Origin of the sequence: Blautia sp. JLR.GB0024 (assembly GCF_037000545.1) — a bacterium.
In the GTDB taxonomy this organism is placed as follows: Bacteria; Bacillota; Clostridia; order Lachnospirales; family Lachnospiraceae; genus Blautia; species Blautia celeris.
The window spans coordinates 807,387-820,695 of record NZ_JBANBF010000001.1 but is presented as its reverse complement, the minus strand read 5'-3'; the positions used below and the strand labels follow the sequence as shown (position 1 = coordinate 820,695).

The following is a 13,309-nucleotide window of genomic DNA, read 5'->3' as shown; positions in this document are numbered from 1 at the left end:
ATATTGTCATCCTACTTTCGTACCCATGTAATAGAATCCTCTGCACTCATCAAGCCGCACACGGACCAGACTGCCGATCAGAGAGCTGTCTCCCGGAAAATGCACCAGTAAGTTGTTGGAAAGCCTTCCGGTCATAAGGGTTTTATCGTGTTCATTCTGTTCCTCCACCAGAACCTCCTGTACGGTTCCGGTGTCTCTGGCAGACATTTCCCTGCCTATGGTCTGCACTCGCACAAGAAGCCTGTCAAAACGGTCTTTTATGACCTCCTCGGGAATCTGGTCTTCCATGACAGCAGCGGGCGTTCCGGTCCTCTTGGAATAAATGAAGGTAAAGGCACTGTCATAGCGCACCTTTTCCACCACATCCATGGTCTCCTGAAAATCCTCCTCTGTCTCACCGGGAAATCCAACGATAATATCCGTGGTAAGAGAAATATCCGGCACTGCGGCACGAATCTTCTCCACAAGGGCCAGATACTGTTCCTTGTCATATCTTCGGTTCATCAGTTTCAGGATGCGGCTGCTGCCTGACTGCAGGGGCAGATGAAGGTGTCTGCAGATTTTTTTGCTGTTTTTCATCACCTCGATCAGCTCGTCCGACAAATCCTTTGGATGTGAGGTCATAAAGCGGATACGGCGAAGCCCTTCTATCTTTTCAATTTCCTGCAAAAGCTGTGCAAATGTCATGGGTTCTTCCAGGTTCCTGCCATAGGAATTTACGTTCTGGCCCAAAAGCATTACCTCCACAACGCCGTCTGCCACAAGCTGTTCAATCTCTCTTACAATATCTTTCGGGCTTCGGCTTCTCTCACGGCCGCGCACATAGGGAACAATGCAGTAGCTGCAGAAGTTGTTGCATCCGAACATAATATTGACACCGGATTTGAAGGAATACTTCCGCTCCGCGGGCAGGTCCTCCACGATTTTATCCGTGTCTTTCCAGATATCTATGACCATGCGGTCAGAAGTGAGGGCGTTTACGATCAGCTCTGAAAATTTATAAATATTGTGTGTGCCGAAAATGAGATTTACAAAAGAGTAGCTCTTTTTCAGCTTTTCCACCACGTGAGCCTCCTGCATCATACAGCCGCAGAGGGCGATCATCATGTGGGGATTTTTCTTTTTCCTGGCATGAAGCTGGCCCAGACGGCCGTACACACGGTGGTTGGCATTCTCACGGACGGTACAGGTGTTGAAAATAACAAAATCCGCATCTTCATCCTGCTTCTCCACATATCCGATATTTTCCAGCACACCCACCAGTTTTTCCGAGTCTCTGGCATTCATCTGACAGCCGAAGGTATTGACGCAGAAGGTCAGAGGACGGCCCAGCTCTTCACTTTTTTCTTTCACCAGCGCCTGTGCTTTTTTCATGAAATAATACTGGCGGTCCGGCTCCTTAGCCGGCGCTTCGCCGCCTGCATCTATATTTCCCAGAATTTCTTCCAAATTTTTCTGATTCATTCCATATCCTTTCCAAAATGCAAAATCAAAGCATTCACGATTCCTTGTCACTGCTCTTATACACGTTTTAAACATTCACGACTTATTTTACTATAACGGATTTTAATTTTCAATCATTAAAATTTACATAATATCGGAACGGAAACGGAAAAAAGGGCGGAATGTATCAAAATTTGTCATACATTCAACCCTTTTCTCTATGTATACGGCAAATCTGCAAATCTGCCTGCTGCCCTTAATGCTTTGTTTTCAGTCCGTATTTCGTGCCTAAGTTTGTGACGGTTCCGTCTTTTTCCTGGATATCAATATTGTCCAATTGGGCGCGCATGTTCATGCGTATGGTGGCAATATATTCTGTGCGGAGCTTTTTCTGCTCCTCTTTCTCTTCCGGGGTCAGTTCTGTGACCTTTGATTTTCTTGCAAGCTCGTTGATCCTGTCGATCTGTTCCTGTTTCATGTGTATGGTCTCCTCTCTTATGGTCTCAAAGGGGCGGCATCACAGCTTCTGGATAATGTCATCCAGGTAAAAGCCTTCTTTTTTGTCCGCTAAGAACAAAGTGCCATGGTTTCTTCCCTGCATTATTTTATGTATCACGTGGAAATCCTCTCCGTTGGCGATCACCATGTCAGCGCCTGCGCTGGTGGCAATATGGGCGGCGGTGAGCTTGGTCGCCATGCCTCCGGTTCCCACAGAGCTGCCGGTGCTGCCCTTTGCCATCTTCTCCAGATGGCTGTCTATCTTCTCCACTACGTCAATGAATTCGGCATCCGGGTTCTGGTTGGGGTCATCCGTGAAAAGCCCGTCAATGTCGGACAGCAGGATCAGCATGTCCGCGTCCACCAGGGCTGCTACCAGAGCGGAAAGGGTGTCGTTGTCACCGAACTCGATCTCATCTGTGGAGATGGTGTCATTTTCATTTACAATAGGAATGGCTCCCATGTCAAACAGCTTGTTAAAGGTGTTCATGGCATTGACTCTGGTGGCGGCATTGATCATGGTGTACTTTGTCATGAGCACCTGGGCTGCGGTCTGGTTGTACTCAGAAAATAGCTTCTGATAAATCATCATAAGCCTTGCCTGGCCCACTGCAGCACATGCCTGCTTCTCCGCCAGTTCATCGGGACGCCTGTGGATGCCCATGGCGCTTCTTCCCACCGCAATGGCACCGGAGGAAACCACGATCACATCCTTGCCCTGGTTGTGAAGGTCTGCCAGTTCCCTGACCAGAATCTCCAGCTTTGTCAGATTTAAACGTCCTGTCTGCTCATGGGTCAGGGAGGAGGAGCCGATTTTTACTACGACTCTTTTTTTATCTTTTAATTTTTCTCTTATGTTCATCATTGATCACTCCATCATTTTCATGTTCTCTTATATTACACCATTTTTAAGAGTTCGTCCAGAGCGGCTTTTTCTTTAGCTGGAATAATTCTCAAGGAAGCTGTAGAGTTCATCTGTCCCCACGATTTCTTTGCCTCCCAGCACCTCCGCCTGTTCCTCGCTTGGCAGTGCTTCCAGAGGGATGTCCGTGTACTCAAAGACTTCCTTTCCATCTTCCAGATAAACGACCAGGCTGCCGTTTTCCATACGGACACAGTAGCGTGTCTCCTGATCGGATGCGGACACATCGCCAAGCTCCTGCCGCAGAACCACCTGGTCATCAGCGTAGGAGGATACCCGGTAACGTTCCTTCACCAGTTTGCCTGTATCCGAATTGAAGGATTCAAAGACATAGTCACTGTCCCTGGAAAACGGATTGGCGGAGACCTGCTTTCCCATCAGAGCACTCTCCTGTTCCAGCCGGTTCATCCTGTCTCTCAGAGATGTGAGCTGATAACTCAGGAAAAACCCGCAGCTCAGGAAAAAAATGGCAAAGACAAGGCCGATACTATAAAAAATTCTTTTCATGAAAGAATCACTCCTTTATTCATATAAACTATCTATGAATATTAGTATCGGCCTTTTTTTCCACTTTATTCAGTTATTCCCTGCATTTTCAAAAGCGCAGCAGAGATTTTTCTTATTGGGCGGGCACTTCGGCTGCACCGGTATCTTCCGGAGTCTCTGCGGGCGCTTCTGTTCCCTGTGCCGCATCCGGGTTTTCCGCTGCATCCGGATTCTCAGCAGCTTCCGGGGCTGCCGGTTCCGGGCCTGAGATTTCCACCTGGTCCGCATTGGTATCCTGGATAATGCAGATCCAGGTCTTTCCGGGATTCAGGGTGATCTCATTGCCACCGGCATCGTAGTAATGGGTCGGTTCCCATTCGGAATCTTTCTTCCAGGTAATGTCAATGGCCTGACCTTCCGTGATATACTTGCCGCTTCCTCCTGCCATCACGTTGATGTTCAGATATCCGTTATCGTCATAATTTTCCCAAGGGCAATACTGGAGGATGACATTTTTGTAGCCCAGCTGGCTGCCTGTCAGCTCGTCAATCTGCGGTTCCCCGTACTGGGAACGGTAGTAAAGCTTATCCTCCGCGTTATAGTCAAACCACGGGTCATTGACGGAGTAATGGGGCTTTATCAGGGTTGCGGGTGTGCCCCCTGCGGGAGCTGTCTCCTTGCCCACCCATGCGAACTGGAAATGTCCCTTGTACTCCGGGGAATACTCCTGGCTGTAGGCATTGATCTCAATTCCCTTCTGCAGTCCCGCAAAGCTTGTGTATGCGTTGTGGGGTGCCACACGGTCTGTAGTACGGTAGTAGACATCCGCACCGTATCCTGAGAGGCCGCTTAGATTATTGACTTCCGGCAGTTCCAGATAGGGAAGGGCGTAAGCCGCCTGTCCATAATGAGCGTAGATCGCTTCAAATTCCATGGCATAGAAAATATAGTAATCCCTGCAGCTTCTCACAGAGCCGATTTTCTCCAGATTGTCGTAATCCTCAAAAATACCCATAAGCCTGGTAATACCGCCCTCCACAGGTGCCTCATACACAACACCTGCATTGGCAATTCCCGCCTGGGGGACCGCTGCCTGGATATTGTTCAGCATAACAGCCACGGGCCTTCTCTGTCCGATGGCAGGACTTACATACTCTCCTGTCAGGTAACTTTTCATCATGCCCTCAGGGATCTGTTCCGTCTCCGGTTCTTTTGGCTGCAGTACAATCTCCTTGACCTCTTCTTTTTCCTCAGGCTCCTCTACCGTCTCCTGCGGAATCTCCTTTTTCTCAGCCTCTTTCTTTTTCCCGCATCCTGCAAGCAGTGTGGACGCACAGACAGCTCCCACCAGCAGCCATGCGAGATATTTTTTTGTTCTCATAATTTTCCTCCAATTTCTTATCTGCGGATTCCAAGCCCTTCAAGGATGGCCTCCTGTTTTGCTTCCATGACAGCAGCCTCTTCCTCTGACATATGGTCATAGCCCATCAGATGCAGCATGCTGTGGGCTACAAGAAACGCAAATTCCCGTACAGCGCCATGTCCGTACTGCACGGCCTGCTGAAGCATTCTGGGCACTGCGATCATAATATCCCCTAAAATCAGCTCCCCTGTCTCAGGATGGAATGCGTCCTCGGATTCCTCTAAGAAGGAAAAATCCCCCGGTGTATCATAATCCAGCATGGGAAAGGACAGCACATCTGTCACCCTGTCTATCTCACGGAATTCCCGGTTCGTTCTTTGGATGTCCTCATCTGTGGTGAGTACTAAGCTCACTTCGGCCTCATAGGGACAGTTTTCAGAATCCAGGGCTGCTTCCACAACCTGCCGGGCAATGGACTCATAATCAAAATCCACATTTCCGGGATATTCCTTGTCAATATTCAGTGTCATACATTTTCCTCCCCATTATTCTCTTTTGTATGAGTTTCTATCGGTTATTATTCATTTATTTTCTGCGCATATGCGTCTGTCTGCCGGACGGTCCCGGCTTTTTATCCGCCTCTGCTTTCTCAAATGCCTTCACAATATCCTTCACAAGCCTGTTTCTGACCACATCCCGGTTATTCAGCCGCACTATACCGATCCCGTCAATGGAACCCAGGATAGCGGCGCATTTTTCCAGTCCGGAATCTGTGTTCTTTGGAAGGTCAATCTGTGTCACATCTCCGGTCAGGACCATTTTTGATCCTTCTCCGAGCCTGGTCAGGGCCATTTTGAGGGTTGAGAGTGAGGCGTTCTGACTTTCATCTATGATAATGCTTGCCCGGTTCAGGGTTCTGCCCCGCATATAGGCAAGCGGTGCGATCTCGATGGTTCCCCGCTCCAGATATTTCTGGACCTGTTCATTTCCCAGAATATCGTTGAGGGCGTCATAGAGAGGGCGAAGATAGGGGTCTACCTTCTGGGATAAATCTCCCGGAAGAAAGCCCAGCCGTTCCTCCCCGGCCTCAATTGCCGGACGGCTCATGATGATACGCTCAATATTACCGTTTTTCAGATCTGCCACAGCCTGGGCAACCGCCAGATAAGTCTTTCCGGTACCGGCAGGACCGATGCAGATATTTACCGTATTTTCCTTTAGGGCTTTGGCATAGTTCTTCTGGCCGATGGTTTTGCATTTAATGGGACGGTTTCTGTGGGCAAGGACAATGACATCGGACATGGCCTTCATGGTTTCCTCAATCTCTCCTGCCTGGATGGATTCCAGCACGCGGTAGACTACATCCGTGTCAATCTTCTCTTTTCTGTCATGAATGTCCCGGAGGGATTTGAGAGTACGCACTGCACTCTGTACAGCCTGCTCAGAATCTCCGAGAATCTCCACATGGGAGTTTCTGGCGTTTATTGAAACAGACAGGGCATTTTCAATGAGCTTTGCATTGCTGTCCTGAACACCGAAAACATCCATCTGCTGATCTAGTGTAAATTCTAGTTCCTGCTCCTGCAAATAATTTCTCCTCGCTTTCCTGCAAATTACAAAAATCCAAATTAAATTATACTGCAACTCTCCGGCTTTTTCAAGCCCCGGGGATTTTGAGGTGCGCAAACCAGCCAGTAAACGGTTGATTTTCGCACCTGTTATTTATCTTTCTATGCAGAGGCTATGATAATACCTCAACCTGATCATACACTACCATAGCTGAGAAGGTTTCTTCTTTTGTCTGCAGGTTCATAGAAGCTGCCGCATATCCCCATATTCTTACCGGAACAGCCATTCCTGCTGCCATCAATGCCAGGTCACCACGGACAGCTGCTGCATTGTACAGCCTCTTGCCGAATTTCGAGTAATACCCGCCATACCAATTTGATACCCCCGCAAACTAAAATAAACAAGTCAGCTTAAACACCATTTCACAATATTTTCAATCAATTTTGTAGGTAATGCTTTATCATAAGGAAAATATATTGCATTTTTCTTAGTGACAAATTCGTTTAACTCCAATGCAAACTTTCCAATAGCTTCAACCCCTACATAGAAACTGATGTGCTTTTTACAAGCAGAAAATGAGATGGATTTTCCTTCTTTCTCATAATATGGCATACTCCATAATATACGTTCATTTACACATGGAACACTGTTTTGTAATATAATCATCAGTTCTGTTAAGTGGGGGTGTGTTTCTATGGGCTGCGAATCTATATATTCTAATACTGTTTTGGGTGCTTTCCCGCAGTAATGACCTTGATTTATTCTTTTAAATTCTCTCCCGCATTTGGGGCATATCCACATATTCCGTTTCCTCCGTAAATTTAAATTTTTCAGTTTACCATACTGGGGTTCTATAATTCCATTCTTCCCGTAGTATGTTGGCCATTTTTGATCCGACAAAGAACCATCTGAATAAAATCCATTCCCTCAGGCCGATTTGAATATGCTGTATCCAATTTCGATACTGGAAATGATAGGCTCTGTTCCATCCACTGCCCCTCCTAACACCACACTTTTAAACTTGCCTTATTATACTATATATCAGTTCAGATGTATAGGCTCTGCTGTTTTCCGGCTCCCGCTTCTTTTCCACACTATCCGGGGCATTCTTATGCGGCATGTCTTTCCGGTTTGCTTTCAATCCGCTCAATGAATTTCCCCTGTACCTCTGCGGTATACCGTTCTTTCAGTTGTTCGGCCTCATCATGTCCCGGGGCAAAACTTAAGATCATTACTTCAAATGTGGGATGACAAACGCAAGCATTTTCTGACATGGCAAATGATTTATGAAAATGGTATAATAAAAACATTATATCCTATTAGTTTCATTGCAATTTTTATGGAATCGAGGTGAACACATGGACTGGTTACAGCGCATCAACGAATCGATCAATTATATGGAAACACATTTAATGGAAGAGTTAAGCATTGAGCAGATATCAAATTATGTATTCGCTTCAAAGTCTAATTTTCAGCGCGTGTTTCATATGGTGACAGGTGTGACGATTGGCGAATATATCCGAAACCGCCGCTTAAGCCTGGCCGGGCAGGATCTCCTGCTTACGGACAAAAAAGTTGCTGACATAGCGCAGAAATACCGTTATGACACTTCTGAGAGCTTTTCTAAGGCGTTTTTGCGTTTTCACAGCATTTCACCTTCAGATGTCAAAACATCCGGCGCTGTGCTTCGATTTTTTCATCCTCTCTCTATTAATATTTCAATCCGTGGTGGATTCAACAGGGCTTATCAACAGATTGATGAATTTTGTTGGAATAATCTTGACGAACAAACAATTAAAACGCTGACCGATGCAGAGAAGTATCAAGAACTCGTTCATTGGGCGATAACAGCGAGAGGGAAAAACCCAGGTGTTTTTGATGCGTTGACGGAATGGCTGCTGGATGATATTGAATGGTGCGAAGATAAGCTCAATGAAAACGAACAGATTTTGATGCAGGGTGTATTCGCGCGGTTTTCAGAACAGAACAAACAGCTCCGCCGATACTTGTCGGAATTAAGACCGGCAGGGGTGGTCAACGAAGCGGTGTTCAAAGCCCTGGATCAATTTAATGATCAGTTGTCAGGACAGGTTCCAGACGAGCAGCTGCAGAAAGTTGTGGCACAAGTATTGGATGATTTTTCCCTTATGAAACAGCGCGGCATCAGAGAGCAGATTGCAGGAAGCATAACAGGCCCCACCGGCACGGATCATGCGGACATATACGGCTTTATCAATTATCTGAAAGAATGTGACGCGGAGGTGCAATGGGCGCTGTTTATGCCGGATAAAGTAAAGCGACAGCAGAACGGCTTCAAAGTAGTAAACTATGAATATAAAGAAATGCCCGGTATGCGGTTCATCGGATGGGAAGACGACGATTTGACCGACAGCGAATTGCAGGGGGAGCGTTTTCGTGTACTGGATGCCATGAATGGTGATCCGTCAGGTTTTGACTATGATATTCTGCTCTCGCATCATGAGGGCTTGTCTATCGATGTGGAGCCCGCACATCTTTTTTGGGGACGGTTTATGAGGGCAGACACCCCTGTGCCAAAAGGATTTCTCTCATTTGATTTTCTGCCATATCATGATGGCAGGGCAGGCATCCCATATATTTCTCAATTTGCCTATGCGGAATTCTCGGGAGATTATGAAGCTATGCACAAAACGGAAGGATATGACATCAGTGCCATGTACGACGTCACCAGAAACATTATGCTCAGCCAGGGAATAACGATTCCGTATCCGGATAAATATTGGACAGCAGAAGTATTTAAAAATGGATACGACAAAGGCAGCACTGCTTATATGTTCAGCGCAGAGCTTATTGACACATAAAATTGTTCAAAGCGGTGTTATCAATGTCTCGTTCAGTGGTGAAGACACCCCGACAAACTTGAATTTGGAGGAAGAAATAATAATGTCAGGATTAGAAGTGAAGCTAGAATATATCGAGCAGCAAACAATATACGGATTGTGGCAAAAGTCAAATGATAAAACTATTTCCAGAGATATAAAGGCTCTGTCTAAACAGTATCATGCCGTGGTTTCCATGCCGGAGGGAAAGGTGTTACCCTATTTTGTCCTGTCCAGAAATTACAATGAGCAAAGCCGCGATTTTGAATTGTTTATTGGCAGTATGATTGACAAAAGCGGTTTAGAAAGCTGCATCCTCTCAGCCTGCGAGTACGCCAAAATCACAGTAAAGCCTAAATTGGGCTTTTTGTGGGGGGCTTCTATCGGAGAGGCAAAACAATATTTCTATACAAAATGGTTACCCAAAAGTTCTTTTGAAGCATTGAATTTGGAATATGAGTATCACACAGAACGAAGCACGGAAAAGCAGCCGACGATTGACATTATCTTTGCCATTCGACGCAAAGCGATCAATTAAAATCAGACAAATCTCATTTTTTTAACTTAATGCTATTGGTAGAAAGAAAAATAAGCAATTCCCAGTTCGTTGAGCTGCACTAATGCAGCCTTTTGGGATAAGGTGTATCATCAAATAGTAATTTGGAGGACTTGAAATGGCATGTTATTTTTGTGTTGATGTATATTTTAATAAAGATAATGAACGTAATGAATATGATGAATATATTGCAATGGTAAAACCAATCGTAGAAGCTTATGGCGGTAAGTATCTTGTTAGAAGTGAAAATGTAATGGCACTCTCAGAAACCAGAACACCAAATAGAGTGATTCTAATTCGTTTCCCTAATAAGGAAACATTGGATAAATGTTTTGGATCTAAAGAATATATCTCCATTATGCATAAGAGAACATCAACAGTGGATGCAAGGGCTGTTGTGATTAATGAGGAAATATTATGAAGATACATCAAATTGTATCGCTGTTCGTTGAAATTCGGTCGGGGAGACTCTGACCGTGCCGACGGGGGTCCTCCTTGTGATAGGCCGCTCTTGTATTCTAACCTAAAGGAGAAATCGTATGTATGAAAGAATGTTAAATAAGCAAGTTGTGCCGACCATTGAGGAAATGACATCGTATTGTGGAGTAAACGCCGAATTATTTACAATGCTGAATCAGTGGTTATCAAATCAATATTGCACTTTGCAGGAAACGGTTTTCCCATATGGCAATCATTATGGATGGGGAATTGCTCACAGATCAAAGAAAAAGCTGCTCTGCAATATTTTTCCGGAAGATAATGCTTTTACAGTAATGGTCCGGCTTTCTGACCGGCAGTTTGCTTCGGTCTATGGAAATATGCAAAAATACACGCAGGAATATATGGATCATAAATATCCCTGCGGCGATGGCGGATGGATACATTATCGTGTGAAATGCAAAGAGCATTTGGAAGATATAATGAAATTGTTGATTGTCAAATCGGAATAGAGGATCTGGAGATTTTAGACACGCTGTCTGACGGCGCTTTCATGTTCCTGTTAGACGAAAAAAGCAGATCCCATGTGAAATCTCTGCTGTTCCAGCGAACTTTGATTGGAGTCGTTGCTGTCCATGCTGACAAAATCCAATTCTGTCAGGATTTTTTGTCCGTTATTGAACACGCTTAATCCGGCACCCTCATAAATATCAACGGCGGGCCTGCACAATAATCCGCCGCTCTGAGATTTCGCACTCATATTCATCTGCTGAACAAGTATCGGTACAAATAGATGCGCCCGTGTCCCAGGTATTGACATAACCCTGTGGGAGCTTACCATGATCCTCTGAAACTTTTTTCATTACTCCTCTGTACTGTTTGCGCATTTCTTTTCTTGCGTCTTCCTTATTCCAAAACAAATCCATCACAATAAATACTTCTGCTGTCGTCATCCTTTATGAGAGACATCAGGACAAACAATGTTTTCCCTATCTGCTTTGCGTGATTCATCTTGTTTACCTCCCATCGTCTTTTTTGTTTCATACTAAATATGCCGGATGATGAATATATGGAATAAAGAAAAAAGCCATCGGCATATGCTGGATAGCGCCAAACTGCTATACAATCACATTAAAATACTGTATGATGAAACAAATGGAAACTGAGGAGGCAAGAAAATGATAACAGGGTACTATTGTACAAATACTTTTTCAGAGTAAGTATTCCAGTTTACCAAGCCGAAAAAATAGAATTTGGGAGTAATACATGGAATACAAAGAAAATATGCTATGCTACGAAGATTATTATAGGTTAAGAAAAAGCGTCGATTGGTTAAATTTTTCAGAGCAACAGGCTCAAAAAGCTCTTGACAGGAGCTTATATACAGTAATTGCAGTTGAAAATGACCAAACTGTTGGCATGGGAAGATTGATCGGAGATGGTCTGTATTATATGATTATTGATATTATAGTCCATCCTGCCTATCAAAAAAATGGCGTGGGAAGTCAAATAATCAATATGATAATCAAATATGTTGATGATGAAACACCAGTCAACGGGCGTTCCAGCATACAGCTAATCGCAGAAAAAGGAAAGGAAACATTCTATCAAAAAATGGGATTTAAGTTAATCCCTCATGATTATTGCGGTTCTTGTATGAGAAAAGTAATTCATAAATAAATCCCGGGTTGTTGAACTTAAAAAATTAGAATTTGGAGGAATATTAAATGAATAAAAGATTTGAGTTTACAGAAAAAGAAGGGGTTTCAGAAGGTGCTAAAATCGTTGTTGATAAAGAAACGGGAGTGCAATACTTACTGGCTCATTGGACAAATGTTGGAGGGCTTACTGTACTGGTAGATAAAGACGGAAAACCATTATTAGACCCACGATATGCTAAATGATATAAATCCCGGTTTTTCTGTCTGGAAAATTTGAAATTCGGAGGGATGTATATGTATGAAAGAATGTTAGAGAAATAAAATGAGCCTACCATCGAGGAACCGCGTCACATGCAGGGAGCGGTTTGATGATATTCAAATGCTTTTATCGGTCAAATGTACATAGGCTGGTTTAGGTAACGAGATGCTTGGACGGAATGGAAGGAGAAATCATGGAAATATTTGAATCACCAATTTACAAGGATGATATAGGGAGACGAACCTTTCTTGAAATCCCGTTCGATGCAAGGGAGCAGTTTTGTAAACCGAAGGGTACGATCTATGTAAGCGGAACGATCAACGGCACCCCGTACCGAGGCAAATTATTATCCCGTGGCGGCGGAAAATTTCTTATGGTTTTAGATAAGGCGTTACAAAAGTCCCTTGGATTTGAAGGACAGACCATGAACGCGCATGTCACCATGTCCTCCGAAGAGCTGGAGCCTGCTGGCAAGAAACGGGAAGAGCCTGTTGCTGTCAGCAGCGGTATGGATGTACTGGCGGCGATCAAAACGCGGCAAAGCATACGAAAGTTCGCCTCAAGGCCCGTCGGGGACGATATGGTTACGACAATACTTTGCTGTGGAATGTATGCGCCTACGGCGAAAAATAAGCACCCCTGCCATTTCATCGTTATAAGGAACAAACAGCTTCTGGCAGAACTTGCCTCACAAAACTCACAGGCCGCTATGCTTGAATCTGCCGCTGGTGCCATCGTCATTTGTGGTGATAAGAATATAGAGGGAATGAAAGAGTTTTTGTATGCAGACTGTGCTGCTGCCACGCAGAACATCCTGCTCGGTATTCATGGCCTTGGGCTGGGAGGTGTTTGGTGCGGAGTGGCGTTAAACTCTAATTGGCGGAAGCGGATGATCGCTGCGTTAGAACTTCCCGCTAAACTGGAGCCCGTCGCGGTGATCGCATTCGGCTGGCCCGAAGAGGAGAAGGAATTACGGGACCGCTGGGAACCGGAAAAGATTCATTATGACAAGTGGTAAAGGATCTGCAGGAAACACAGCCCCGGCGGGCCATCACTCAGCTATTTTGATCAATCCCAGCTTGTCGGGAAGAAAAAATTGGAATTTGTGGAGGTAATAATGGTTAAAGAAGATTGTCCGTGTAAAAAGAAAAGTTGTGAACGGCACGGTAATTGTGATGCTTGTAAAGCATATCACGCAGAGTCTAAACGAAAGCGCCCGTGTGAAAGAAAAAAGAAGGCTTTTCTTTCAATTAAGC

General features: G+C 44.9%; 17 protein-coding genes. 7 read left to right on the top strand and 10 right to left on the bottom strand.

Annotated features, from left to right (window positions below; all coding sequences use genetic code 11):
- Positions 1-6: 6 nt before the first annotated feature.
- The 9 genes from miaB to V8Q34_RS03725 all read right to left on the bottom strand — a co-directional run bounded on the left by miaB (position 7) and on the right by V8Q34_RS03725 (position 7,082).
- Positions 7-1,464: a tRNA (N6-isopentenyl adenosine(37)-C2)-methylthiotransferase MiaB gene (gene miaB, locus V8Q34_RS03765; protein ID WP_335834853.1), complete on the bottom strand. Its 1,458-nt coding sequence runs from the start codon at positions 1,462-1,464 to the stop codon at positions 7-9.
- 235 nt (positions 1,465-1,699) lie between these two features.
- Entirely contained in the window at positions 1,700-1,921 is a 222-nt protein-coding gene (locus V8Q34_RS03760) for a DUF896 domain-containing protein (RefSeq protein ID WP_033142430.1), read from the bottom strand.
- Between the two features lie 39 nt (positions 1,922-1,960).
- Positions 1,961-2,803, bottom strand: coding sequence for a glutamate 5-kinase (proB, locus tag V8Q34_RS03755; RefSeq protein WP_033142431.1), 843 nt, complete (start codon positions 2,801-2,803; stop codon positions 1,961-1,963).
- A gap of 75 nt (positions 2,804-2,878) precedes the next feature.
- On the bottom strand, positions 2,879-3,370 hold the full coding sequence (locus V8Q34_RS03750) for a hypothetical protein (protein WP_335834852.1): 492 nt from the start codon (positions 3,368-3,370) through the stop codon (positions 2,879-2,881).
- A gap of 112 nt (positions 3,371-3,482) precedes the next feature.
- Entirely contained in the window at positions 3,483-4,730 is a 1,248-nt protein-coding gene (locus V8Q34_RS03745; RefSeq protein ID WP_052099591.1) for a DUF3048 domain-containing protein, read from the bottom strand.
- A 17-nt stretch (positions 4,731-4,747) separates the two neighbouring features.
- Positions 4,748-5,242, bottom strand: coding sequence for an rRNA maturation RNase YbeY (ybeY, locus tag V8Q34_RS03740; RefSeq protein WP_033142433.1), 495 nt, complete (start codon positions 5,240-5,242; stop codon positions 4,748-4,750).
- Between the two features lie 55 nt (positions 5,243-5,297).
- Positions 5,298-6,299, bottom strand: a complete 1,002-nt coding sequence (locus V8Q34_RS03735) for a PhoH family protein (protein ID WP_033142434.1) — start codon at positions 6,297-6,299, stop codon at positions 5,298-5,300.
- Between the two features lie 154 nt (positions 6,300-6,453).
- The gene (locus V8Q34_RS03730) at positions 6,454-6,579 is read right to left on the bottom strand and encodes a hypothetical protein (protein WP_255786267.1); all 126 of its coding nucleotides are present in this window, start codon (positions 6,577-6,579) and stop codon (positions 6,454-6,456) included.
- A gap of 107 nt (positions 6,580-6,686) precedes the next feature.
- Positions 6,687-7,082 (bottom strand): iron chaperone, encoded by a 396-nt coding sequence (locus V8Q34_RS03725; RefSeq protein WP_033142435.1) that lies wholly within the window; start codon positions 7,080-7,082, stop codon positions 6,687-6,689.
- A gap of 527 nt (positions 7,083-7,609) precedes the next feature.
- Here V8Q34_RS03725 and V8Q34_RS03720 point away from each other — a divergent pair.
- The 4 genes from V8Q34_RS03720 to V8Q34_RS03705 all read left to right on the top strand — a co-directional run bounded on the left by V8Q34_RS03720 (position 7,610) and on the right by V8Q34_RS03705 (position 10,645).
- On the top strand, positions 7,610-9,121 hold the full coding sequence (locus tag V8Q34_RS03720; protein ID WP_335834851.1) for a helix-turn-helix transcriptional regulator: 1,512 nt from the start codon (positions 7,610-7,612) through the stop codon (positions 9,119-9,121).
- On the top strand, positions 9,063-9,677 hold the full coding sequence (locus V8Q34_RS03715) for a GyrI-like domain-containing protein (protein ID WP_335834850.1): 615 nt from the start codon (positions 9,063-9,065) through the stop codon (positions 9,675-9,677). The genes V8Q34_RS03720 and V8Q34_RS03715 overlap by 59 nt, the downstream gene beginning before the upstream one ends.
- A gap of 136 nt (positions 9,678-9,813) precedes the next feature.
- Entirely contained in the window at positions 9,814-10,116 is a 303-nt protein-coding gene (locus V8Q34_RS03710) for a DUF1330 domain-containing protein (RefSeq protein ID WP_335834849.1), read from the top strand.
- A gap of 118 nt (positions 10,117-10,234) precedes the next feature.
- A complete protein-coding gene (locus V8Q34_RS03705; RefSeq protein ID WP_256138297.1) occupies positions 10,235-10,645 on the top strand; it encodes a DUF3788 domain-containing protein in 411 nt (136 codons plus the stop codon).
- 50 nt (positions 10,646-10,695) lie between these two features.
- On the opposite strand, the gene V8Q34_RS03700 is transcribed toward V8Q34_RS03705, so the two are convergent.
- On the bottom strand, positions 10,696-10,893 hold the full coding sequence (locus V8Q34_RS03700; protein WP_148391403.1) for a hypothetical protein: 198 nt from the start codon (positions 10,891-10,893) through the stop codon (positions 10,696-10,698).
- 506 nt (positions 10,894-11,399) lie between these two features.
- On the opposite strand from V8Q34_RS03700, the gene V8Q34_RS03695 reads away from it, so the two are divergent.
- The 3 genes from V8Q34_RS03695 to V8Q34_RS03685 all read left to right on the top strand — a co-directional run bounded on the left by V8Q34_RS03695 (position 11,400) and on the right by V8Q34_RS03685 (position 13,071).
- Positions 11,400-11,813, top strand: coding sequence for a GNAT family N-acetyltransferase (locus tag V8Q34_RS03695; protein ID WP_033142441.1), 414 nt, complete (start codon positions 11,400-11,402; stop codon positions 11,811-11,813).
- Positions 11,814-11,860: 47 nt separating this feature from the next.
- Positions 11,861-12,037 (top strand): DUF6440 family protein, encoded by a 177-nt coding sequence (locus V8Q34_RS03690; protein ID WP_187370506.1) that lies wholly within the window; start codon positions 11,861-11,863, stop codon positions 12,035-12,037.
- Between the two features lie 209 nt (positions 12,038-12,246).
- The gene (locus V8Q34_RS03685; protein ID WP_335834848.1) at positions 12,247-13,071 is read left to right on the top strand and encodes a nitroreductase family protein; all 825 of its coding nucleotides are present in this window, start codon (positions 12,247-12,249) and stop codon (positions 13,069-13,071) included.
- Positions 13,072-13,309: the final 238 nt, after the last annotated feature.

Coding starts and splice junctions, on each gene's coding strand:
- proB (WP_033142431.1), bottom strand. CDS start 2,803: ATGAACATAAGAGAAAAATTAAAAGATAAAAAAAGAGTCGTAGTAAAA.
- miaB (WP_335834853.1), bottom strand. CDS start 1,464: ATGAATCAGAAAAATTTGGAAGAAATTCTGGGAAATATAGATGCAGGC.
- V8Q34_RS03695 (WP_033142441.1), top strand. CDS start 11,400: ATGGAATACAAAGAAAATATGCTATGCTACGAAGATTATTATAGGTTA.
- V8Q34_RS03710 (WP_335834849.1), top strand. CDS start 9,814: ATGGCATGTTATTTTTGTGTTGATGTATATTTTAATAAAGATAATGAA.
- V8Q34_RS03705 (WP_256138297.1), top strand. CDS start 10,235: ATGTATGAAAGAATGTTAAATAAGCAAGTTGTGCCGACCATTGAGGAA.
- V8Q34_RS03745 (WP_052099591.1), bottom strand. CDS start 4,730: ATGAGAACAAAAAAATATCTCGCATGGCTGCTGGTGGGAGCTGTCTGT.
- ybeY (WP_033142433.1), bottom strand. CDS start 5,242: ATGACACTGAATATTGACAAGGAATATCCCGGAAATGTGGATTTTGAT.
- V8Q34_RS03685 (WP_335834848.1), top strand. CDS start 12,247: ATGGAAATATTTGAATCACCAATTTACAAGGATGATATAGGGAGACGA.
- V8Q34_RS03750 (WP_335834852.1), bottom strand. CDS start 3,370: ATGAAAAGAATTTTTTATAGTATCGGCCTTGTCTTTGCCATTTTTTTC.
- V8Q34_RS03730 (WP_255786267.1), bottom strand. CDS start 6,579: ATGGCAGCAGGAATGGCTGTTCCGGTAAGAATATGGGGATATGCGGCA.
- V8Q34_RS03715 (WP_335834850.1), top strand. CDS start 9,063: ATGGATACGACAAAGGCAGCACTGCTTATATGTTCAGCGCAGAGCTTA.
- V8Q34_RS03700 (WP_148391403.1), bottom strand. CDS start 10,893: ATGAGTGCGAAATCTCAGAGCGGCGGATTATTGTGCAGGCCCGCCGTT.
- V8Q34_RS03760 (WP_033142430.1), bottom strand. CDS start 1,921: ATGAAACAGGAACAGATCGACAGGATCAACGAGCTTGCAAGAAAATCA.
- V8Q34_RS03690 (WP_187370506.1), top strand. CDS start 11,861: ATGAATAAAAGATTTGAGTTTACAGAAAAAGAAGGGGTTTCAGAAGGT.
- V8Q34_RS03725 (WP_033142435.1), bottom strand. CDS start 7,082: ATGTGGATATGCCCCAAATGCGGGAGAGAATTTAAAAGAATAAATCAA.